Source organism: Pseudotabrizicola sediminis (genome assembly GCF_004745575.1).
Lineage (GTDB): Bacteria > Pseudomonadota > Alphaproteobacteria > Rhodobacterales > Rhodobacteraceae > Pseudotabrizicola > Pseudotabrizicola sediminis.
In genome coordinates, this window is record NZ_RPEM01000002.1 from 214,426 (window position 1) to 236,139 (window position 21,714).

A 21,714-nucleotide genomic window follows, 5' to 3' on the forward strand; every position below is an offset into this window, starting at 1 on the left:
ACCGCTGCACAGCAGCATTTGCAAAGCATTCAGCGAAATCGCGCCAAAAGATCACTTCCTGTGCGCAGAACGGCGCTCGCCTCTGGCGTGTAATTCTCGCGGTCGCCGTCATGGGCTTGCCCTGCGTGAATCACCAGTGGGGCCAGCAGCCGGAACGGGCCACGCCCGCCCTTGCGCGCCTGCACGATGATGCGCAGCGCGGTGCGCCCCGCGCGGGGCGCCAGCGGCAACACGGCGATGGACCCGAGTTTCGCCATGCCCGCCAGCACGGCGGGCAGACCATCGGTGCCGCAGATCAGCGTCAGCCAGCCGCCGGGGGCCAGCCTGCGGGCCCCGGCCAGCACCCAATCGCCCAGCGGCAGATCGACCTGCATCGCGCGGGCGCGCTCCGGCACCGGCGACCTTGTGCCGGCGGGCGGATAATAGGGTGGGTTCATGATGACATGGTCAAAATCCACCCGCAGCGGGCCGGGCATCTGCGCCAGATCGCCATCATGCACCTGCATGTCAATGCCGTTGCGCGTCGCATTGCGCCGGGCAAGCGCCGCATAGCCGGGCTGCACCTCCAGCCCCCACAATAGCGCGCCGGGCACCCGCGCGCCAAGGCACAGGCTTGCCGCCCCGACCCCGCAGCCGATGTCCAGCACCCTTTCGCCGGTTTGTGCCGGGCAGGCGGCGGCCAGAAAGACCGGATCGGTTGCCGCGCGATATCCCCTGACCGGTTGCAGCAGGGTCAACCTGCCGCACAGGAACTTGTCGTCGGTCAGGTCGGCATCGTCAAACATCGCGGGTCTGTTTCCTAAAACCCAAAGTCGATCTCGTTGTCGCGCAGCACGGTGCGCGCGATGAACAGATCTGAATCGCGCACCATCAACCGCCGCGGCAATATGCCAAGGCTGCCATCGAGGATGCTCATGTGGACGTCCATTTCAAAGGTCGCTATACCCTCGCCCTGAAGCAGGGCCTGTGCATAGGCGATCACCGTGACATCCGTTGTGCGCAAAAGTTCTTTCATAAGCCCAGATTTATGGCCTTTTCTGTGAAAAGGCGAGAGTGGAGCAGGCAGGGGATGAGTTTGGATCAGATTGCAGCACAGCAGACACCGCAAAAGCCGCAAGAACGGCTGTCTGCATGGTTGGCAGGCGATATGGATGCCGTCAATCTGCTGATCCGTGACCGCATGGCCAGCGAACATGCCCCCCGGATTCCCCAAGTCACCGCCCATCTGATCGAGGCGGGCGGCAAGCGGTTGCGCCCGATGCTGACGCTGGCCGCGGCGCGGCTGTGTGGCTATGACGGGCCGTATCATGTGCATCTGGCGGCGACGGTGGAATTCATCCACACCGCGACCCTGCTGCATGATGATGTGGTGGATGAAAGCAGCCAGCGGCGCGGCCGGCCTACCGCCAACCTGCTGTGGGACAACAAATCCAGCGTGCTGGTCGGCGACTATCTGTTCGCCCGCAGCTTTCAGCTGATGACCGAAACCGGCAACATGCGGGTGCTGGCGATCCTGTCCAACGCCTCGGCGGTGATTGCGGAAGGCGAGGTGCTGCAACTGACCGCCGCGCAGGATCTGCGCACCGATGAAGGCATTTACCTCAAGGTTGTGCGCGGCAAGACGGCGGCGCTGTTTTCTGCGGCGACCGAGGTCGGCGGTGTGATCGCCGGCGCCACGCCTGCACAGGTGCAGGCGCTGTATGATTATGGCGATGCCTTGGGGATTGCGTTTCAGATCGTCGATGACCTGCTGGATTACGGCGGCACCGATGCGGCCATCGGCAAGAACACCGGCGATGATTTCCGCGAACGCAAGCTGACCCTGCCGGTGATCAAGGCGGTGGCTGTGGCCACGGCGGAAGAGCGCGCGTTCTGGGAACGGGTGATCGAAAAGGGCGACCAGCGCGAGGGCGATCTGGATCAGGCCCGCGCGATCATGGCCCGCCACGGCACGATGGAGGCGGCACGCCAGGATGCGCTGGCATGGGCCGCCAAGGCGCGTGCGGCGCTGGATGATCTGCCCGCACACGACCTGCGCGACATGCTGGCCGAACTGGCCGATTACGTGGTGGAACGGATCAGCTGAGCATCCGCGCCGGGGCGACCCACCATCGGGGCTGCGCCGACTGGATGGCCCTTGCGGCGGCGCGTGCCGAATCTTGCGCTGCGAACAGGCCAAAGCAGGTGGCCCCTGACCCTGACATCCGCGACAGCAGGCACCCCGGCTGGGCTGACAGCGCCGATCTGACGGCACCGATCACCGGGGCAATGGCGGTCGCGGCATCCTCCATATCGTTGCGCATGGTTTGCAGGCACGCCACAAACCCTTCAAGGGTCGGAAACGGGGAAATCTGCGGCGGCATCGCGGGGTTATCCTTGGATGCCAGCCTGCGAAACACCTCTGGCGTGGCCACTGCCACCCCCGGATTGACCAGCACCAGCCAGGCCTGCGGCAGATCGGGCACCGGGGTCAGACGTTCCCCGACCCCCTGCATCCGCACGGCGCGGCCCAGCAGGCAGACCGGCACATCGGCCCCAAGCCGCAGCACGGCGCTGTCTTCGGGCAAGGGCAGATCCATCAGCCGCGCCAGCGCCCGCAGGGTGGCGGCGGCATCCGCCGACCCGCCGCCGATACCCGATGACACCGGCAGAGCCTTCTCCAGCGTGATCGCCGCGTGGCCCTGCATCAGCCGCGCCGCGCGCAGCACCAGATTGTCGTCCGTTACCGGCAACGCTGCCGCCTGTGGCCCGGTGATCGTGAGCGCCAGCGCCTTTGCCGCGCGCACCGTCACACGGTCACCCACATCGGCAAACACCACCAGCGAGTCGAGCAGGTGATAGCCATCAGCGCGTTGCCCGGTGACATGCAGGGTCAGGTTGATCTTGGCGGGCGCGAATTCGGTAACCGTGCAGTCAGGAAACGTAGGGGGCAGATCAGTTGCCATTCGCCACCGCTTGCAGGGATGGCGCACCCTCTTCGACCAGCACGGCATCGAGGCCCACTTCCAGCTTGCGCCGGATGCGGGTTGCATCCTTTTCCACCGGCTCGAACGACAGCGCGCGCCGCCACTGGAACCGCGCTTCCAGCTGCCGCCCAACCGCCCAATACACATCACCCAGATGGTCGGTTACCACCGGATCGACCGGTTCCAGCAGGCTGGCGCGTTCCATCGGGGCAAGGGCCTCGTCATAGCGGCCAAGGCGGAAATAGGCCCAGGCAAGGCTGTCGATGATATAGCCTGCATCCGGGCGGGCGGCGACCGCGCGCTCGATCATGCCAAGGGCTTCCTCTAGGTTCTCGCCCCGGTCGACAAAGCTGTAACCAAGGTAATTCAGCACCTGCGGCTGATCCGGGTTCAGCTCCAGCGCCTTGCGAAAATCCGCTTCGGCCTTCTCCCATTGACCGGATCGTTCATGGGCCACAGCGCGGGAATAAAAGAGGCCCCAGTGGCGGTCTTGCGGCTCTGACACAAGGGCCACGGCGGCATCATAGGCGGTGGCCGAGTCTTCGAACCGGTCCACCCGGCGCAGCGCATCGCCATAAGCCATCTGCACCATCACAAGACCGGGGTGGCTTTCTGCCAGCGCCTGCAGCACGGCCACCGCTTCATCCGGCTGGTCGCGCGCGAACAAGGTGGCCGACCGCCCGATCTCTGCCGCATGAAAGCTGGGGTGATCCGGGGCAAGCAGCGCATAGGTTTCACCGGCCAGTTCGGACTGTCGCAGCAATTCCAGCAGACCCGCCGACAACAGCACAGCCTCGGTATGGGTAGGGTTCAGGTCAAGGGCTGCACGCGCATACAGCAGGGTATAGCCATTTTCAGCCTCACCGTTCAGCGCGATGGCCACGGAAAAGAACACCTCTGCAATGCCCTCCCTGGCGCTGCGCACCACATCAAAGGCCAAGGGCGTGCCCGCTTCCAGCGCGCTGCGCAGGGCAAGCAGTCCCGGCTCAGGTTCAACACCGAAGCTGCGGTCCAGCAGGGCCAGCGCCTCGTCGAACTTCTCCAACTGGCTCAGGATCTGGACATGGGCGATGATGCCCCGGCGGTTGACCACCAGCGGCCCTTCGGCCCGACCCGACAGAATGTTGTCGGCGCTTTCAAAATCACCCACCGCGGCCAGCGCCAGCGCCTTGTGATACAGCCCAAAGGCTTTCAGCCCGTTGGTCGCGGCGATGGTGTCAAAGGCCGCCACCGTTTCCGACATCCGGCCCTTGCCGAACTCGGCCCAGGCGCGGGTCAGATCATCCAGCAGATTGCCGATCTTGCGCGTCTCGGGCAGGGCGAGGATCGCATCGTAATCCTCGGCCTGCACGTCGCGGACCAGAAGGGCGATGTTGGCCCCGATGCTGCGGCCGCCCAGTTCGGTCAGCCGTGCTGCGGCACCGGCCGATGCCGCCAGATCGCCCACCCCGATATAGGACAGGATCGCCCCTTCCAGCAGCCCCGGATTGTTCGGGTCGCTTTCCAGCGCGCGGGCAAACCAGCGCGCGCCTTCGCGAAAATCGCTCTGCACCGCCGCCGAGCGCGCCGCGAGATAGGCCCCGGCATCGCCGGGTTCCATGGCCTGCGTGGTGGGGGGCGTCTGCGCGATCAGCGCGCCCGGCTGCACGGAAATCAGGGCCGCCAGCAAAAGGGCAGTCAGACGGGGCGGCAAGGCATGGGTCATTGGGGCACTTTTCATAGGTTCACCGCCGCAAAGCTAGCGGTCGGCCTCGCCGCTGGCAATGGCAGGGGGCGGGTTCAGGCAATGATCGCGCAAATGTCAGAGCACACGCAGCACGGCGATGCCGGCAGCGGCCAGAACAGGCAGCCCGATCAGGATCAGCGGCACGTTCAGCCATTGCCGCGACGGGGCGACGGTCAGCACCGGATAGATCACCGGCCAGCGCCCGCTTTGCGCCGCTTGTGCCAGCGTGCTGACCGCAACCGGCAGACGCACCCCGAACAGATGCGGCGGCGCAAACGGCCAGCCTGGGCGCAGGATGCTTGCCGCGTCGCGGTGGTGGAACCGGGGCTCATAGCCGGTCAGGTCCACCCCGAACGCTGCCGCGAAACTGTCCATGAACGCCGTGGCGGTGTCGCCATCCGCGTCGAGTGCGGCCAGCACATCGGCCTCTTGCGAAAGGGTCAACCGCCGCCCGCAGCGGGCCTCGATGAACGCCAGAATGTCTGTCCGCTCCGGCCCGTTCATGGCCTGCCTCACATGTTCGGATAGTTCGGCCCGCCCGCCCCCTGCGGCGTGGTCCAGACGATGTTCTGGCTGGGGTCCTTGATGTCGCAGGTCTTGCAATGCACGCAATTCTGGAAGTTGATCACAAAACGCGGCTCTTTGCCCTGTTCGGCCACCACCTCATAGACCCCCGCCGGGCAATAGCGCTGCGCCGGTTCGGCATATTTCGGCAGGTTGACGGCGATGGGAACTGACGGGTCGCGCAGCTTAAGATGAGACGGCTGCGCCTCATCGTGGTTGGTGAAGCTGTAGGCCACATTGGTCAGCCGGTCGAACGACAGCTTGCCATCGGGGCGCGGATAGTCGATCGGCGCGAAGTCTTTCGCCAGCCCCGTGGCGGCGGCATCGGATTTGCCGTGTTTCAGCGTGCCGAACAGCGAAAACCCAAGCGTGTTGGTCCACATGTCGAAGCCCCCACCCATCAGGCTGGCGATCAGACCGTATTTCGACCACAGGGGTTTGACGTTGCGCACCTTTTTCAGGTCTGCGCCGATGGCACCGCCGCGCACATCTGCCTCATAGGCGCTCAGCTCGTCGCCCGCGCGCCCCGCCTTGATGGCCGCATGCGCCGCCTCGGCCGCCGCCTTGCCCGACAGCATGGCGTTGTGGTTGCCCTTGATGCGCGGCACGTTGACCATGCCGACCGAACAGCCCAAGAGCGCCACGCCGGGGGCCACCATCTTTGGCATAGACTGATAACCGCCCTCGGAAATTGCCCGCGCGCCATACGCCACACGCTTGCCGCCCGCCAGCAGGTCGGCCACCATCGGGTGATGCTTGAAGCGCTGGAATTCCATATAGGGGTACAGGTGCGGGTTTTCATAGTTCAGATGAACCACAAAGCCGACATAAACCTGACTGTTTTCAAGATGATAGATGAACGATCCGCCGCCCGCATTCTTGCCCAGCGGCCAGCCCATGGTGTGGGTCACGGTGCCGATCCGGTGCTTGGCGGGGTCAATCTCCCAGATCTCTTTCATGCCAAGGCCGAATTTCTGCGGGCAATGGCCTTTGGACAACTCGTATTTGTCCATCACCTGCTTGGCCAGCGACCCGCGCACGCCTTCGGACAGGAACACGTATTTGCCGTGCAGCTCCATTCCCGGCTCGTAAGATGGCCCCGGCTCCCCCGTCGCCGGGTCGCGCCCGAATTCGCCCGCCACCACACCGGCCACGCGATCCCCGTCAAACACCAGCTCCGAACAGGACATGCCGGGAAAAATCTCGACCCCCAGCCCTTCGGCCACGCCTGCCATCCAGCGGCAGACATTGGCCATCGACACGATGTAATTGCCGTGGTTGTTCATCAGGGGCGGCATCGGAAAGTTCGGGATGCGGATCTGCCCGGCAGGCCCGAGCATGTAGAAATTGTCTTCCTTTACCAGCGTCTTGATCGGCGCGCCCATGCTGCGCCAGTCCGGCAGCAGCGCGTCCAGCCCCGACGGGTCCAGCACCGCGCCCGACAGGATATGCGCGCCCACCTCTGACCCTTTTTCCAGCACCACCACCGACAGATCGGCATCCAGCTGCTTCAACCGGATCGCCGCAGACAGGCCCGCCGGACCTGCGCCCACGATCACCACGTCATAATCCATCTTCTCTCGTGCGATCTGGCTCATCCTAAGGTCTCCGCTCGCCGGGCAGGCCGGTGTCTGATCTGTTGATTTTGCTGGCTTCGTCATTGCCCGATGGCAGACCCATGGTCAACCGTAACGCAACATCACGGTTCCGCATTGCAGCATCGCCGCAACTTTATGTCTCCCCGGCAGGCGGCCTTCTGTTCCGGGGGCGACATGCTTCCGCCTCTGTGCGCCATGCCCCCTTGCAATTCATGCCGCCATCCGCTTGGGTATTGGTCAATGCGTGACGGGCCATGGCCCCCCACAGGGGCCGTGGCCTCCCTTTTCGTGGAAGATGACGATGGAAAAGATTCCGATGACCCGCGGTGGGTATGATGCTCTGGATGAAGAGCTGAAAATCCTCAAATCGGTGGAACGCCCGGCAGTGATCCGCGCCATTTCTGAGGCCCGTGAACACGGCGATCTGTCGGAAAACGCCGAATACCACTCCGCCCGTGAAAAGCAGTCTTTCATCGAGGGCCGCATCAAGGAGCTGGAAGGCATCCTGTCGCTGGCCGAGGTGATCGACCCGACAAAACTGTCCGGCTCGATCAAGTTCGGGGCCACGGTGGTGCTGGTGGACGAAGACACCGACGAGGAACGCAAGTATCAGATCGTGGGCGAGACCGAGGCCGATATCGAACGCGGCCTGCTGAACATCCGCTCGCCGCTGGCCCGCGCGCTGATCGGCAAGGACGAAGGCGACAGCGTCGAGGTGAAAACCCCCGGCGGTGACCGCAGCTATGAAGTGCTCAGCATCCGCTATGTCTGACCCCCGCGCCTGACCCCAGCCTGTGCCCCCCGGAACGAGGCGACAATGCCCGACAATGCCGACAAACCCAGCGACCCCGTGGCCTTTGCGCGCAGCGAAGAGCCCGGCTTTGCGATGACCGAAATCGTGGCTGTGGTGCTGGCGCTGGTCTGGATCGCGGCCGTGGTCATCTATGTGCTGACCGCGCCCGAAGATGCCGGGACATCGGGTCTGCTGATGACAGTGCTGGTGGTGCTCCTGCCGCTGGCCCTGCTCTGGGCTGCGGTCACCACGCTGCGGTCGGTCCGGGTGCTGCGGGCAGAGGCCGCACGGCTGCAAGCCTCGGTCGATGCCATGCGCAACGCCTATATCAGCAGCCAGCAGACCGGGGCCGCCGCCCTGCGCCCGTCGGTCGAGAAAAAGCTGGAAGACATTGCCCGGCAGACCGAAACCGCGCTGGCCACCTTTTCTTCGCGCCGCGATGCGGGGCTGACGCAAGCCTCGGCTGACCGCAAGGCCGCGCTGATCCCGCCGCGTGCCGCCTCGCCCGCCGAGGAGCAGCCGGGCCTTGCGCTTGGCACGCCGGCTGATGCAATGCGGCCGCCCCTGTCGGTGGCCGATTTCATCCGCGCCCTGCAGTTTCCCGAAAACCCCGATGACCGCGAAGGCTTTCGCGCGCTGCGTCTGGCGCTGGAAGACCGGGACGTGGCCAAGCTGATCCGCGCCGCGCAGGATGTGCTGACGCTGATGAGCCAGGAGGGCATCTATATGGATGACCTGCGCCCCGACCGCGCCCGGCCAGAGCTGTGGCGGCGCTTTGCGGCGGGCGAACGCGGGCGCGGCATTGCGGCCATCGGCGGCGTGCGCGACCGCTCATCACTTGCACTGACAGCGGGGCGGATGCGCGAAGACCCGGTGTTCCGCGATGCGGGCCACCATTTCCTGCGCACCTTTGACCGGATGTTCCAGCAGTTCGAAAAGAACGCGACAGACGCCGAGATTTCCGATCTTGCCGAAACCCGCACCGCCCGCGCCTTCATGCTCTTTGGCCGGGTGATGGGCGTGTTTGACTAAGGCTGAACCGGGGGGCGGGGGGCTGCGGCCCGCCGCAAGCGGTCATTGATCGCGCGGCCAAGGCCGGTTTCCGGCACCGGCGCAAACGCAATCCGCCCGCCCGGCCCGGCCAGCATGTCGGCCTCCCGCAGGGTCTGGAACAGCGCCGCCGCCGCCTCCACCAGATCGCCCACAGGCGACAGCGACAGCGCAGCCCCCGCACAGCCGGGGCCAAAGCCCACCCAGACCTCATCCGGCATCGGCACCGTTACCCCCAGCCGGACCCCGGCCTCGGGCGCATAATGGCTGGCCAACTGGCCCGGCGCATTGGGCTTGTGTGCATCACCGCCGATAGCGATCGGCCCCAGCATCGCCTCCAGCGCTTCCACCGGAATGCCGCCGGGCCGCAGCAGGGTGGGCGCGCCGTCCAGCCCCAGAATGGTTGATTCGATGCCCACCGCACAGGCCCCGCTATCCAGCACCGCGTCGATCCGCCCAGCCAGACCCTGCCGCACATGATCGGCCCGCGTCGGTGACACCCGGCCCGACGGGTTGGCCGAAGGCGCGGCCAGCGGCCCGCCAAAGGCCAGCAACAGCGCCTGCGCCACCGGATGTGCCGGGCAGCGGATGGCCACCGTGGGCAGCCCCGCCGTCACCAGCGGCGACAGCCCCGCATCTGGCCGCAGCGGCAGCACCAGGGTCAGCGCCCCGGGCCAGAACGCCGCCGCCACCGCCCGCGCCCGATCATCAAACACCGCCAGCGTTTCCGCCATCTTCAGCCCGGTCACATGCGCGATCAGCGGGTTGAACGTGGGCCGCGCCTTGGCCGCAAAGATCCGCGCCACCGCCACGCTGTTGCTTGCATCGCCCGCCAGCCCGTACACCGTTTCGGTCGGCATCGCCACCAGACCGCCCGCCCGCAAAAGCGTGGCCGCCTGCGCCAGCCCTTCGTCCGAGGGCATCAGGTCTTGCGTTTCAAATGTCATGTGACGCAGCGTAGGGCTTGAGAGGTTGGCCACCGTAGCTAACCTATGTGCAACGCCCATACCCTTGCCCGTCGCCTTTGCCAAGGCAGGCTGCCAATACCCGAGGTTCCGATGCCCTACCGCGCCCCCCTGTCCGACCTGCGTTTCCTGATGCATCATGTGGTCGGTTTCGCTCAGGTCGCGGCCACCGGCCGCTTTGCCGAGGCCACGCCGGAAACGGTCGAGGCTGTGCTGACAGAGGCAGGCCGTCTGGCGGCAGAGGTGCTGGCCCCGGTCAACCGCGCCGGTGACACCCATCCGGCGCGGCTGGAAAACGGCGTTGTCCGCACGTCGCCGGGCTATGCCGAGGCCTATGGTGCGATGGCGGCTGGCGGCTGGGTGGCGATCACCGCCGGGGCAGATCATGGCGGCATGGGTCTGCCGCTGACGCTGGCCAGCGCGGTGAATGACATGTTTTCAGGGGCCTGCCTGTCGCTACAGCTGAACCCCTTGCTGACCCAGGGCCAGATCGAGGCGCTGGAGCATCATGCCAGCGATGACCTGAAGGCCACCTATCTGCCCAAACTGGTCTCGGGTGAATGGAACGGCACCATGAACCTGACCGAACCGCAGGCCGGGTCTGATGTGGGCGCGCTGCGGTCAAAGGCAGAACCCAATGGCGATGGCAGCTATGCGGTCAGCGGGCAGAAAATCTACATCACCTGGGGGGATTCGGACTTTCAGGCCAACACCATTCATCTGGTGCTGGCGCGTCTGCCGGATGGCGCGCCCGGCACGGCGGGCATCAGCCTGTTTCTCGTGCCGAAATTCCTGCCCGATGCCGATGGCAACCCCGGCGCGCGCAACAGCCTGTCGGTGGTCAGTCTGGAACACAAGCTGGGCATCCACGGCAGCCCGACCTGCGTGATGCAGTTCGATGGCGCCAAAGGCTGGCTGGTGGGTGCCCCGCACAAGGGCATGGCCGCGATGTTCACCATGATGAACAACGCCCGGCTTGGCGTGGGCCTGCAAGGCGTGGGCGTGGCCGAGGCGGCGTATCAGCAAGCCTGTGACTACGCCATGACCCGCACACAGGGCCGCACGGCCGACCCCGCCACCCCCAGCATCATCGGCCATGCCGATGTGCGCCGGATGCTGGCCACGATGAAGGCGCAGGTGTTTTCCGCCCGCGCCATCGGCCTGTCCTGCGCGGTGGCCATCGACATGGCCTACGCCACCGGTGACGCGGGCTGGAAGGCGCGCGCCGCCTTTCTGACCCCGATTGCCAAGGCTTACGGCACCGATGTCGGCGTGGCGGTCGCGTCCGAAGGCGTGCAGATCCACGGCGGCATGGGATTTATCGAGGAAACCGGGGCCGCGCAATTCCTGCGCGACGCCCGGATCACCCCGATCTATGAAGGCACCAACGGCATTCAGGCGATGGACCTTGTGGCCCGCAAGATGGCCGACAATGGCGAGGCCGCCTTCCGCCTGATCCGCGAAATCGAAATGGGCGCGCAATCGGCCCGCGCCGCCCTGCCTGATGTGGCCGAAGATGTCTGGCAGGCCTGCGAATCGCTGCGCGAGGCGACGGAAGCCTTGCTGACGCAAGACCTGACCGACCGTTTTGCCGGGGCCGTGCCCTATCTGCGCGCCTTTGCGCTGGTGCTTGGCAGCCATTTCCACCTGAAATCCGCACTGGTCGACGGCGGCACCGGCCCGCGCGCCGCCCTTGCCCGGGTGGCGATCAAGCGGCTGCTGCCAGAGCATTCCGGCCTGCTCGCCCAGACCCGGATCGGGGCGGAAGACCTGTATGCGCTGACCCCCGAAGACTTCGCTGCATGACCGCTGACGGCCCCACGGGCATCCGCCACCCGTTTCCCGACGCCCCGGGTGAAGGACAGGCGATAGAGGTCGCCCCCGGCATCCTGTGGATGCGCCTGCCGCTGCCGATGGTGCTGGATCATGTCAACGTCTACGCGCTGGATGAGGGTGACGGCTGGACGGTGATCGACACCGGGCTGGCCAGCACCCGCAGCCGGGCGATCTGGCAGGCGCTGCTGGATGGCCCGTTGGCGGGCCGCCCGGTGCGCCGCATCATCGTTACCCATCACCACCCCGATCATGTCGGCCTTGCCGGCTGGTTTCAGGCGCAGGGCGCGGCGCTGCTGATGCCGCGCACCGCCTGGCTTTACGCGCGGATGCTTACCCTCGACGAACAACCCCTGCCGGGGCCAGAGGCGATGCAGTTCTACCAGCGCGCCGGGATGCCCCCGGAAATGCTGGCCGAACGCGCCACGCAGCGGCCGTTCAACTTCTGCGATGTGGTGGCCCCCCTGCCGCTGGGCTTCAGCCCGCTGGCCGATGGTGGCACCCTTCGCATGGCCGGGCGCGACTGGACCATCCGTTTCGGCTCTGGCCATGCGCCGGATCATGCCACCTTCTGGTCGGGCGATCTGATCCTTGGCGGCGATCAGCTCTTGCCCGGCATCTCGGCCAATATCGGGGTCTACCCCACCGAACCGGATGCCGACCCGCTGGCCGACTGGCTGGCCAGCTGCCGCCGGTTTCAGCCGCTGGCGCAGGACAGCCAGCTGGTGCTGCCCGGCCACAAACTGCCCTTCACCGGCCTGCCGCTGCGGCTGACCCAGATGATCGACAACCACATCGGCGCGCTCGACCGTCTGGCCGCCCACCTCGCCACCCCCCGCACCGCCGCCGATTGCTTTCTGCCGCTGTTCAAGCGCGACATCACCGGCCCGGCCTATGGCATGGCGCTGGTCGAATCAGTCGCGCATCTGAACCACCTGCTGCATCAGGGCCGGGTGTCGCGCGCCCTGTCGGCGCAGGGCGCTTGGCTGTGGCACAGGGTGTAAGGCGGTCACGCGCCGTTAAAATCTTGCATGTCACAGTCAGGTTTGTCGCACATCCCGCCCCGTGACAGGGGCCGTTGAATCGGGTATCAGCAGGCAAATACCTTTGAAGGATGTGACATCATGGCCGAACACAAGCATGGCAGCATGGATACCACCGCGCAGGAAAAAACCTTTGCCGGGTTCATTCGTCTGGTGACATGGGGGGCCGGCATCAGCATTGGCATTCTGATTTTCATGGCTTTGGTCAACGCCTGAAAGGCACATTCATATGCTTCGCCTGATCCTCGCCCTTGTGGCGACGCTGACGCTTGCCGCCTGCGTGGCCGAACCCAAGTGGGCCACCGACGAGGCAGTGGCGCAGGCGCGCTATGTGCACAACGGGCCGCCGTCGATCACCCTGTTCACGGTGCTGTCCACACGCGACGGGTCGGGCGCGCATTCCGGTCTGTTGATCAACGGGTCCGAGCGCATCATCTTCGACCCGGCTGGCACCTGGCATCATCCGCGCTTGCCTGAACGCAACGATGTGCATTTCGGCATGACGCCGAAAATGGTCGCCTTCTACATCGACTATCACGCGCGTGAGACGTTCGATGTGGTCGAACAGACTATCATCGTCTCGCCCGGCGTGGCGGAACTGGTGGCGCAGCGGGCCAAAGCCTATGGCGCTGTGCCAAAGGCGCAATGCACCAGGTCGATCTCGGCCATTCTTGCCGATGTTCCGGGCTTTGAATCGCTGCCCTCCACCTGGTATCCCGCCAAATATATGCAGGCCTTTGCCAAACTGCCGGGCGTGACCAGCCGCAAGATCACCGACTCGGATGCCGACGACAACCACGGTGTGCTGCTTGTGCAGGCCGACGATCCGCGCGTTCTGGACTGATGGGTCTCTGTCTGACCGGCCCCGGTCAGACAGAACGCCTTACAGCCACAGCACCGCATACAGCGTGACACCCCCGGCAAGGATCGCCCCGATCACGCTGCGGGTGACAATCCCCACCCCCAGCGTCACACAGGCCGCCGCCAGCCGGGCCGGGTCGGTCTCGCCCCCTGTCGCGGCGGGCCACAGCACCGCAGGTGCCACCAGCCCGGGCAGGATGGCCACTGCCGTATAGCGCAGCGCGCGGCGCAAGCCCGCAGGCAGTGGCTGGTTGCCCAGCACCCCCAGAAACGACAGCCGGATCAGATAGGTGCCGATCGCCAGGGCGGGCAGCACGATCCAGAAGGTGGCCGGATCAATCTTCATGCGTCACCCCTTTCCGTGTCAGCGCCACTTCGGCCCCGGCCCCCGCCGCCATGGCCAGCACCGCCGCCAGCAGCAGCCCGGTGCCATAGGGCAGCCCGGCCAGCACCAGCGCCGCCACAATCGACACCGCCGCCGCCACCACATGCGGGATGCTGCGCAGCATCGGCGCGCAGATCGCCAGAAAGGTGATCGGCACCGCAAAATCCAGCGCGTATTCCGGGGGGATCGCCTCGCCCACCAACGCCCCGGCAAAGGTGGCGGCAAACCACATCGGGGCAATCGGTGTCACGGTGCCGAAAAAGAACGCCACTTTGTCGGCCAGCGGCTGATCGGGCCGGCGCTCGAACTCGATCTGGCTGGCGGCAAAGCTCTGGTCCACCAGAAAATACGCCATCAAGGCCCGCGTGCCAAAGGGGGCCGCGCCCAGATGCGGGGCCATCGCCACCGAATACATCACCATCCGCAGATTGACGGCGAGAGACGTCGCCAGCACCACCAGCACCGGGGCCTGATCCTGCATCAGCTGCACGGCGGCAAACTGCGACGCACCCGCAAAAACGCTGAACGAAAACAGCATCACCTGCAGCAGGTTCAACCCGGCTTCGGTGGCCACCACGCCAAACAGCAGCGCAAAGGGGATCACGACAATCACAAAAGGCGCAGAGGCCAGACAGCCGCGCAGGAAGGCAGATCGGATGGGGGTCATGGCTTTGGCCTTTACCGGGCGTCCCCCACGGCTTAGGCATTTTGAACGCAGCTGAAAAGGGACAAACCGGTGCATGTCAGTCTTGGCCTACCCGAACACCTGAAACCGCAGGCCGCAACCCTGTATTGGCAGGCCTTTGGCGGCAAGCTGGGCCGGGTGATGGGGCCAGAGGCTCGGGCGCATGCGTTCCTGGTGCGGGTGATGCGGGCGGATCACTGCATCTGTGCGGTGTCGGATGACGGTCATCTGCTGGGCATCGCCGGGTTCAAGTCGCCGAAGGGCAGTTTCGCGGGCGGCGAGGTGCCGGATTTACAGGTCATCTATGGTCGCATCGGGGCCCTGTGGCGCGGCAGCCTTCTGCGCCTGTTGCAGACCGATGCCGACAATGACCGCTTTCTGATCGACGGCATTTGCGTCGCCCCGGACCAGCGCGGGCGCGGGATCGGCAGCGCGCTCGTGGTCGCGCTGATGGCCGAGGCGGTCCGGCGGGGCTACCCCGCCATCCGGCTGGAGGTGATCGACACCAACATCCGTGCGCGTGCCCTGTACGAACGCCTGGGCTTCGCCGCGTTTCGCAGTGAAACGCTTGGCCCGCTGCGCCACGTCTTTGGCTTTTCCCGCGCCGTCAGTATGGTTCGCAGCCTGCCCTGACCCATACGCAAGCCATACGTTTGCCATAGGCAGATCATACCGTCATCTCAGGGCCTGCGGCGCACTTTTTCCCCCTGCGAAACCGCAACAGCCTGTGGCATAAGCAAGTCGGCGCGCGTGGGCGCGTGGGATCAGGCAAGCCACCGGCAAGGCGGCAGCCAAAAGGGGATACGTGACTATGATCAATGAATTCAAAGCCTTCATCGCCAAAGGCAACGTCGTCGACCTTGCAGTGGGCATCATCATCGGGGCGGCCTTCATGGCAATCGTCAACTCACTGGTGTCCGACCTGATCAACCCGATCATCGGCCTGATCACCGGCGGCGTCGATTTCTCTAACCTTTACATAGACTTGTCTGGCACAAACCCGGCCTCGCTTGCCGCCGCAAAAGAGGCAGGGGTGCCGGTTTTCGCTTATGGCGCGTTCATTACCGCCATCATCAATTTCATGATCATCGCTTGGGTAGTGTTCCTGCTGGTCAAGGCGGTGAATCGCCTCAAGGCGCAGGTGGTGCGCCGCGAAAAGGCCGAAGAAGCCGCCGCAGTCCCCCCCGGCCCGACCGAGCTGGATGTGCTCAAAGAGATCCGCGACACCCTGCAACAGCGCAGCGTCTAGCCAAGGAAAACAAGGCCCCTGCACTGGCAGGGGCCTTTTGAATCAAAGCGTTATCGCCTTGTCAGCGCTGATCGATGGCAGGCCAAGCGCCTCTCCCACCGCGGCATAGGTCAGCTGCCCGGCATGGGTGTTCAGCCCGGCTTTCAGATGCGGATCATCGGCGCAGGCGGCTTTCCAGCCCTTGTCGGCCAGCGCCAACAGGAAGGGCAGGGTGGCATTGCCCAGCGCAAGGGTCGAGGTGCGGGCCACAGCTCCTGGCATGTTGGCGACACAATAGTGCATGATTCCATCCACTTCGTAGATCGGATCCTGATGCGTGGTGGCCCGGCTGGTCTCAAAGCATCCGCCCTGATCAATCGCCACATCCACAATCGCCGCCCCTGGCTTCATGGTCGCCAGTTGCGCCCGGCTGACCAGTTTCGGGGCCGCCGCCCCGGGGATCAGCACCGCGCCGATCACCAGATCTGCCTCGGCCACCGCCGCTGCCGTGGCCGCGCCGCTGGCATATGTATTGCGGAACACGCCCGCAAACACATCATCCAGATAGCGCAGCCGGTTGAGCGAGCGGTCCAGCACCACCACATCCGCCCCCATGCCCGCCGCAACCCGCGCCGCATGCGTGCCGACCACGCCGCCGCCGATCACCACGACTTTGGCGGGCAACACCCCGGGGACGCCGCCCAGCAGCACCCCACGCCCGCCATTGGCCTTTTGCAGCGTCCATGCGCCCACCTGCGGGGCCAGCCGCCCTGCGACCTCTGACATCGGGGCCAGCAGCGGCAGGCCACCAGAACGGTCGGTCACGGTTTCATAGGCAATTGCCGTCACGCCCGACTCCAACAGATCGCGGGTCTGGTCCGGGTCAGGCGCCAGATGCAGATAGGTGAACAGCACCTGCCCTTCACGCAGTCGCTTGCGCTCTGCCGCCTGCGGCTCCTTGACCTTGACGATCATGCCAGCCTCGGCAAACACCGTCTCGGCATCCGGCGCGATCTGCGCGCCTGCCGTGGTGTAATCATCATCCGTAAAGCCTGCGCCAACCCCTGCGCCGGTTTCCACCAGCACCGAATGGCCATGCGCCACCGCGTCGCGCACGGCATCGGGCGTCATGCCGACGCGGAACTCCTGTGGTTTGATCTCTTTCGGGCAACCGATTTTCATGATGATTCCCTGTTGGTTATGGTGATTATACCGTCCAGTGTCGCGCCGTTCGGCCGTCACTTCTTTGAATTTTCCGCGACAGATGGGGGGGGTGGTGGTAGAATCTGGCAAATAACCCCTGTCTCGCGAAAGAAACTGCCACCACCATGGACCTTGACGCAACAGACCGCCGCATCCTGAACGTGCTGCAACGCGATGGCCGCATCACCAATGCCGACCTGTCTGAACGGGTGAACCTGTCGCCTTCGGCCTGTCACCGCCGCACCCAGCGGCTGGAGGAGGAGGGCTATATCGCGGGCTACGTCGCCCTGCTCGACACCCGGAAAATGGGGCGGCTGACAACCGTGTTTGTGGAGATCACCCTTCAAAGTCAGGCCGAAGACCTGCTTGACGCGTTCGAGCGCGAGGTGGCGCGGGTGCCCGATCTGCTGGAATGCCATCTGATGGCAGGCTCCGCCGATTACCTGTTGAAGATCATGGCCGAGGATACCGAGGATTTTGCCCGCATCCACCGGCAGTTCCTGTCACGCCTGCCCGGAGTGCGGCAAATGCAATCCTCTTTTGCGCTGCGCACCGTGGTAAAGACCACTGCGATTGCGGCCTGAGCGCCTGCGCGGATAGCAATCTTTGCTGAATATTAAGGGGCTTGGACGACCTTGGACTTCAGATTCGAGGGGTCCATGCAAAAAATACTGATTGTCGCCACGCTTTGCGTCGGTGTGTTTGCCCCGGTGGCGAACTTGTTGGCGGGTCCGCCGCAAGTGTCCGTTCCTGCATTGGTCATCCTACCGCCCTGGCTGGATGCAGGGTTGCTTGTCCTGGCATCCGGGGGGCGGGTAATCGGGCCGGAAACCGCGCCCTTCGCCCGTTTTGTCGTGAGCGACGACCCAAGCTTCTTTCCCCGGCTGGTTGAGGCCGGTGCCTGGTGGGTTTTCGACGGGCAACGTCTTGCCTCTTTGTGTGGAGCGAATGTGTGAAACAGCACGATGACGACTTTTCCAAAAGCCAGGTCAGCGCATGCCGGAACCTGCTTTCGGCCTATACCGGGCTGTTTCCAGTGGTTCTCGCCGCGACGTGGTTCACCGGAAACAGCTTTTTCGTTGCCCCTCTCGCGTCTGCCGCCTTCCTTGCGGTCGGATGGGTGGGCCTTGGCTCCGGCGGGCCGACAGCGCGCCTGGGCGTCAGCTTTGCGGTGATCGGTCAGGCCATTGCCCTGACCACCGCCTTTGCCGGACATGCCTGGCAGATCGATATGCACATGACCTTTTTCGCCGCTCTTGCGACCCTGATCCTCATGGTGGATGTCAGGGCGATTCTGGCGGCCACAGGGCTTATCGTTCTGCATCACCTGTCGGTCAGCCTGCTGTTTCCCGCGCTGATCTACCCCTCGTTCGACCTTTGGGCCAACATGGCACGCACGCTCTTGCACGGTGCGGTGGTCAGTGCTGAAAGTGCCGCGCTCGTTTTCGCCATACTGGTCCGCTTGCGCATGCAGGCCCAGGCGGCGGAGCGGGAGGAAGCCTTGGCAAGCGCCAGACAGACAACGTCCGATATGCTTGCCACCGCCGAAGTGGCGCGCGAGCACGCCGAAATGCAGCGTGTAGAAGCAGAAAACCTGCGCGCGGTCGCTGAAGCGGCGCAGCTACGTACCCATCAGGAAAGCGCGCGTGCCGAGGCCGCTCACCGCGATGCGATCGAGCTCCAGACTCAGGAAGCAGCCCGCCGCAGCGCCGCCCTGCAGGAACAGCAATCGGTCGCCAGCGCCTTGCGGGCGGCCCTTGCGCGCTTGTCCGAAGGCGATCTGTCGGTCACGATCACAACCGCTTTTCCTCCGGATTACGAAAGCTTGCGCGTCGATTTCAATGCTGCGGTCCAACGTCTTCGCGCCGCGCTGATGAAGGTTGCAGACATGTCCGGGCAGATCAGGGAAGAGGCGTCTGTCATCAGCACGGCTGCAGGAAGCCTTGCCGTGCGAACCGAACGTCAGGCCGCCACACTGGAGGAAACGTCGGCCGCGATGTCCGAATTTTCGGCGGCTGTCCGCAAATCGGCACAGATGGCATCAGACGCGGCATCATCAACGGCGCGCGCCCGGACCGAAGCCAAAAGCGGTGGCGTGGTGATCGAACAGGCCATCGGGGCGATGCACCGGATCGATGAAAGTTCGCAAAAGATTGCCCGCATCAATTCCGTCATTGGTGAGGTCGCCTTCCAGACAAACCTGCTGGCTCTGAACGCAGGCGTTGAAGCGGCGCGTGCCGGAGAGGCGGGTCGCGGCTTTGCCGTGGTCGCGTCCGAGGTCCGGGCCTTGTCGCAGCGTTGTTCCGAAGCGGCCAAGGAGATTTCGTCCTTGGTGCAAGAAGCCGGGCGTCAGGTGCGCGATGGCGTCGATCTGGTGGGGCAGACCGGCGCCGTGCTGGGCGTGATAACCGAAAGCGTGGTCGCTGCGGCTGAACAGGTCACGGCCATCGCCAATACCGCATCCAGCCAATCGCTTTCGTTGACCGAAATTGCCGTCGCCATCGCCGATCTGGACAAGGTGACCCAGCAGAACGCCAGCATGTTCCAGGAAACCACGACTGCGTGCCAGTCCTTGGATACGGCAACCTCGACCATGATTGATCTGGTGGGGCATTTTGTGACTGAAGATCAATCAAGCGCAAAGGCCATGTACAAAACCCGGCGCGTTGCCTGACATGGCCACATAAAAAACCCCCGGCCTTGCGGACGGGGGTTGATCGTGGGGCAGAGGCATACAGCCCCGGCCCAGCATTCCAAGAACGACTTAAACGCCGCCTTCGCGCAATGCCTTTTTGCGCGCAAGCTTGCGCGCACGGCGAACGGCTTCGGCTTGCTCTCGCGCTTTTTTGACGGAGGGTTTCTCGAAATGTTGCTTGAGCTTCATTTCGCGGAACACGCCTTCGCGCTGGAGCTTTTTCTTGAGGGCCCGGAGGGCTTGCTCAACGTTGTTGTCACGGACGCTGACCTGCATGTGGTTGTCACCACCTTCCTAGGTTAGAGTTGCACTGTTTGTGCAGGCAGGCTGCGCTATAACAAAGGAAATGGCCCCTGTCCACCGCCCCTGTTGACTGCCGTGACGCAAAGGATGACGACATGACGACCGAGACCACACCCACCCCCGCAGATCGTGTGCTGGATGCCGCTTTGCTGCATGTGCCGTTCGACGGCTGGTCTGAAACCACTCTGCGCGCCGCGATTGCCGACACGGGCGTGCATGAGGCACTGGCGCGGTCACTTTTCCCGCGTGGCGGGGTTGATCTGGCGCTGGCCTATCACCGGCGCGGCGATGCGCTGATGCGGGCGCGGCTGGCCGCGACCGATCTGGCCAGCTTGCGCTACCGCGACCGGATTGCCGCCGCTGTCCGCCAGCGGCTGGAACTGGTGGAGGACAAGGAGGCGGTGCGCCGGGGATCGACCCTGTTTGCGCTGCCGATCTATACCGCCGATGGGGCACGGGCAATCTGGGGCACGTCGGATGCGATCTGGGACGCACTGGGCGACACCAGCCGTGACATCAACTGGTACACCAAACGCGCCACTCTGGCGGCGGTCTATTCTTCAACGGTGCTGTTCTGGCTGGGCGATGACACCCCGGGCCATCAGGCAACCTGGGATTTCCTTGATCGCCGGATCGAAAATGTCATGAGCATCGAGAAGGTCAAAGCCAGCCTGCGCGAAAACCCGGTCGCCAAAGCCTTGCTTGCCGGGCCGATGAAACTGATGGAAAAGATCCGCAAGCCTGACATCCCTGACGATCTGCCGGGCAAGATGATGGACCGTTTCCGCTGAACGACCGCTGATTGAAAGTTCCCACATGACCCTGTCCCATACCATGCGCGCCGTTGAAATCACCGAAGCCGGCGGCCCGGATGTGCTGCGCCCCGCCACGATGCCGGTTCCGGTGCCCGGTCACGGCCAGATCGTCATCCGCGTGGCCTATGCCGGGGTCAACCGCCCCGATGCGCTGCAGCGCGCCGGTCTGTACGCGCCGCCCGCCAGCGCGTCGCCGCTGCCGGGGCTGGAGGCGTCAGGGACGGTGGTGGAGCTGGGGCCGAACGTCACCCGGTGGAGCATCGGCGACAAGGTTTGTGCCCTGCTGCCCGGTGGCGGATATGCAGAATATGTCACCACCCACGAATCGCACGCCCTGCCGGTGCCCCACGGCATGGGGATGAAGGAAGCCGCCTGCCTGCCGGAAACCTGCTTTACGGTCTGGTCCAATGGGGTGATGCGCGGGGGCTTGCGCGGGGGAGAGCGGTTCCTGGTTCATGGCGGCGCGTCGGGCATCGGCACCACCGCGATCCAGATCGCCCGTGCCCTTGGCGCGCGCGTCTTCACCACCGCAGGCACGGATGACAAGGCCCGCGCCTGTGAGGCTTTGGGGGCCGAACGCGCCTTCAATTACAAGTCCGAGGACTGGGCGGCCGAAATCAAGGCCATGGGCGGAGCCGATCTGATCTTGGATATGGTCGGCGGATCATACCTGCCGCGCAATATCCGCACCTTGGCCGATGATGGCCGCCTGGTGCAGATCGCCTTTCTGCAAGGCCCCAAGATCGAGCTGAACTTTGCCGAACTGATGATGCGCCGCCTGACCATCACCGGGTCCACCCTGCGCCCGCAATCGGATGCCGCCAAGGCCCGCATCGCGCGTGAAGTGGAAACCCATGTCTGGCCGATGATCGCGGCCGGCCATTTCACTCCGGTGATGGATAGCGAATTTCCGCTGGAAATGGCCGCGCAGGCGCATGCCCGGATGGAAAGCTCGGCCCACACCGGCAAGATTGTGCTGAAGGTCGAGGCCTAGGCACCAG

General features: G+C 64.9%; 25 protein-coding genes. 14 read left to right on the plus strand and 11 right to left on the minus strand.

Features of this window, described 5'->3' with window-relative positions; genetic code table 11:
- Positions 1–29: 29 nt before the first annotated feature.
- The gene (locus EEB11_RS03695; protein ID WP_135429069.1) at positions 30–785 is read right to left on the minus strand and encodes a tRNA1(Val) (adenine(37)-N6)-methyltransferase; all 756 of its coding nucleotides are present in this window, start codon (positions 783–785) and stop codon (positions 30–32) included.
- A gap of 14 nt (positions 786–799) precedes the next feature.
- Positions 800–1,015 carry a putative signal transducing protein gene (locus EEB11_RS03700; RefSeq protein WP_135429070.1) on the minus strand — a complete coding sequence of 72 codons (216 nt, stop codon included), beginning with the start codon at positions 1,013–1,015 and terminating at the stop codon, positions 800–802.
- Between the two features lie 54 nt (positions 1,016–1,069).
- Between EEB11_RS03700 and EEB11_RS03705 the strand changes: the two genes are divergently transcribed.
- Positions 1,070–2,086 (plus strand): polyprenyl synthetase family protein, encoded by a 1,017-nt coding sequence (locus EEB11_RS03705; protein ID WP_135429071.1) that lies wholly within the window; start codon positions 1,070–1,072, stop codon positions 2,084–2,086.
- Here the strand turns inward: EEB11_RS03705 and EEB11_RS03710 are convergent.
- The 4 genes from EEB11_RS03710 to EEB11_RS03725 all read right to left on the minus strand — a co-directional run bounded on the left by EEB11_RS03710 (position 2,079) and on the right by EEB11_RS03725 (position 6,854).
- Positions 2,079–2,945: a 4-(cytidine 5'-diphospho)-2-C-methyl-D-erythritol kinase gene (locus EEB11_RS03710; protein ID WP_135429072.1), complete on the minus strand. Its 867-nt coding sequence runs from the start codon at positions 2,943–2,945 to the stop codon at positions 2,079–2,081. The genes EEB11_RS03705 and EEB11_RS03710 overlap by 8 nt on opposite strands.
- On the minus strand, positions 2,935–4,671 hold the full coding sequence (locus EEB11_RS03715; protein ID WP_135429073.1) for a tetratricopeptide repeat protein: 1,737 nt from the start codon (positions 4,669–4,671) through the stop codon (positions 2,935–2,937). Before EEB11_RS03715 ends, EEB11_RS03710 begins: the two co-directional genes overlap by 11 nt.
- A 96-nt stretch (positions 4,672–4,767) precedes the next feature.
- Positions 4,768–5,196, minus strand: a complete 429-nt coding sequence (locus EEB11_RS03720) for a hypothetical protein (RefSeq protein WP_135429074.1) — start codon at positions 5,194–5,196, stop codon at positions 4,768–4,770.
- Between the two features lie 8 nt (positions 5,197–5,204).
- Positions 5,205–6,854 carry an electron transfer flavoprotein-ubiquinone oxidoreductase gene (locus tag EEB11_RS03725; protein ID WP_135429075.1) on the minus strand — a complete coding sequence of 550 codons (1,650 nt, stop codon included), beginning with the start codon at positions 6,852–6,854 and terminating at the stop codon, positions 5,205–5,207.
- A gap of 301 nt (positions 6,855–7,155) precedes the next feature.
- Between EEB11_RS03725 and greA the strand changes: the two genes are divergently transcribed.
- Positions 7,156–7,626 (plus strand): transcription elongation factor GreA, encoded by a 471-nt coding sequence (gene greA / locus EEB11_RS03730; protein WP_135429076.1) that lies wholly within the window; start codon positions 7,156–7,158, stop codon positions 7,624–7,626.
- A 45-nt stretch (positions 7,627–7,671) separates the two neighbouring features.
- Positions 7,672–8,679, plus strand: coding sequence for a hypothetical protein (locus EEB11_RS03735; protein ID WP_135429077.1), 1,008 nt, complete (start codon positions 7,672–7,674; stop codon positions 8,677–8,679).
- Here the strand turns inward: EEB11_RS03735 and EEB11_RS03740 are convergent.
- Positions 8,676–9,644, minus strand: coding sequence for an L-threonylcarbamoyladenylate synthase (locus EEB11_RS03740; RefSeq protein WP_135429078.1), 969 nt, complete (start codon positions 9,642–9,644; stop codon positions 8,676–8,678). The two genes, EEB11_RS03735 and EEB11_RS03740, sit on opposite strands and share 4 nt — an antisense overlap.
- A 111-nt stretch (positions 9,645–9,755) precedes the next feature.
- Here EEB11_RS03740 and EEB11_RS03745 point away from each other — a divergent pair, with 111 nt between their 5' ends.
- From EEB11_RS03745 to EEB11_RS03760, 4 genes are all read left to right on the plus strand, one after another.
- On the plus strand, positions 9,756–11,468 hold the full coding sequence (locus EEB11_RS03745; protein ID WP_135429079.1) for an acyl-CoA dehydrogenase: 1,713 nt from the start codon (positions 9,756–9,758) through the stop codon (positions 11,466–11,468).
- Positions 11,465–12,499 (plus strand): MBL fold metallo-hydrolase, encoded by a 1,035-nt coding sequence (locus EEB11_RS03750; RefSeq protein ID WP_135429080.1) that lies wholly within the window; start codon positions 11,465–11,467, stop codon positions 12,497–12,499. Before EEB11_RS03745 ends, EEB11_RS03750 begins: the two co-directional genes overlap by 4 nt.
- Positions 12,500–12,619: 120 nt before the next feature.
- A complete protein-coding gene (locus EEB11_RS03755; protein WP_135429081.1) occupies positions 12,620–12,754 on the plus strand; it encodes an aa3-type cytochrome c oxidase subunit IV in 135 nt (44 codons plus the stop codon).
- Positions 12,755–12,767: 13 nt separating this feature from the next.
- Positions 12,768–13,382 (plus strand): hypothetical protein, encoded by a 615-nt coding sequence (locus tag EEB11_RS03760; protein WP_135429082.1) that lies wholly within the window; start codon positions 12,768–12,770, stop codon positions 13,380–13,382.
- A 39-nt stretch (positions 13,383–13,421) separates the two neighbouring features.
- Here the strand turns inward: EEB11_RS03760 and EEB11_RS03765 are convergent, their stop codons facing one another.
- Together EEB11_RS03765 and EEB11_RS03770 are read right to left on the minus strand one after the other, a co-directional pair.
- Positions 13,422–13,745 (minus strand): AzlD domain-containing protein, encoded by a 324-nt coding sequence (locus EEB11_RS03765; protein ID WP_135429083.1) that lies wholly within the window; start codon positions 13,743–13,745, stop codon positions 13,422–13,424.
- Positions 13,735–14,451, minus strand: a complete 717-nt coding sequence (locus tag EEB11_RS03770; protein WP_135429084.1) for an AzlC family ABC transporter permease — start codon at positions 14,449–14,451, stop codon at positions 13,735–13,737. The genes EEB11_RS03765 and EEB11_RS03770 overlap by 11 nt, the downstream gene beginning before the upstream one ends.
- A 69-nt stretch (positions 14,452–14,520) precedes the next feature.
- Here EEB11_RS03770 and EEB11_RS03775 point away from each other — a divergent pair, with 69 nt between their 5' ends.
- Both EEB11_RS03775 and mscL read left to right on the plus strand, forming a co-directional pair.
- The gene (locus EEB11_RS03775) at positions 14,521–15,102 is read left to right on the plus strand and encodes a GNAT family N-acetyltransferase (RefSeq protein ID WP_245298758.1); all 582 of its coding nucleotides are present in this window, start codon (positions 14,521–14,523) and stop codon (positions 15,100–15,102) included.
- Between the two features lie 172 nt (positions 15,103–15,274).
- A complete protein-coding gene (gene mscL / locus EEB11_RS03780) occupies positions 15,275–15,718 on the plus strand; it encodes a large conductance mechanosensitive channel protein MscL (RefSeq protein ID WP_280950248.1) in 444 nt (147 codons plus the stop codon).
- Between the two features lie 42 nt (positions 15,719–15,760).
- Here the strand turns inward: mscL and ald are convergent, their stop codons facing one another.
- Entirely contained in the window at positions 15,761–16,879 is a 1,119-nt protein-coding gene (gene ald / locus EEB11_RS03785; protein WP_135429086.1) for an alanine dehydrogenase, read from the minus strand.
- 146 nt (positions 16,880–17,025) lie between these two features.
- On the opposite strand from ald, the gene EEB11_RS03790 reads away from it, so the two are divergent.
- Genes EEB11_RS03790 through EEB11_RS03800 form a run of 3 tightly spaced genes read left to right on the plus strand, consistent with a single transcriptional unit; the run spans position 17,026 to position 19,574 of the window.
- Entirely contained in the window at positions 17,026–17,484 is a 459-nt protein-coding gene (locus tag EEB11_RS03790) for an Lrp/AsnC family transcriptional regulator (protein ID WP_103332305.1), read from the plus strand.
- A 51-nt stretch (positions 17,485–17,535) separates the two neighbouring features.
- A complete protein-coding gene (locus EEB11_RS03795; protein WP_135429087.1) occupies positions 17,536–17,856 on the plus strand; it encodes a hypothetical protein in 321 nt (106 codons plus the stop codon).
- Positions 17,853–19,574, plus strand: a complete 1,722-nt coding sequence (locus tag EEB11_RS03800) for a methyl-accepting chemotaxis protein (RefSeq protein ID WP_135429088.1) — start codon at positions 17,853–17,855, stop codon at positions 19,572–19,574. Before EEB11_RS03795 ends, EEB11_RS03800 begins: the two co-directional genes overlap by 4 nt.
- Before the next feature lie 90 nt (positions 19,575–19,664).
- Here the strand turns inward: EEB11_RS03800 and rpsU are convergent, their stop codons facing one another.
- Positions 19,665–19,871 carry a 30S ribosomal protein S21 gene (gene rpsU, locus EEB11_RS03805; protein WP_100196301.1) on the minus strand — a complete coding sequence of 69 codons (207 nt, stop codon included), beginning with the start codon at positions 19,869–19,871 and terminating at the stop codon, positions 19,665–19,667.
- A gap of 122 nt (positions 19,872–19,993) precedes the next feature.
- Here rpsU and EEB11_RS03810 point away from each other — a divergent pair, with 122 nt between their 5' ends.
- A complete protein-coding gene (locus EEB11_RS03810; RefSeq protein WP_135429089.1) occupies positions 19,994–20,689 on the plus strand; it encodes a COQ9 family protein in 696 nt (231 codons plus the stop codon).
- A gap of 25 nt (positions 20,690–20,714) precedes the next feature.
- Positions 20,715–21,707 carry an NAD(P)H-quinone oxidoreductase gene (locus EEB11_RS03815; RefSeq protein WP_135429090.1) on the plus strand — a complete coding sequence of 331 codons (993 nt, stop codon included), beginning with the start codon at positions 20,715–20,717 and terminating at the stop codon, positions 21,705–21,707.
- Positions 21,708–21,714 lie beyond the last annotated feature (7 nt).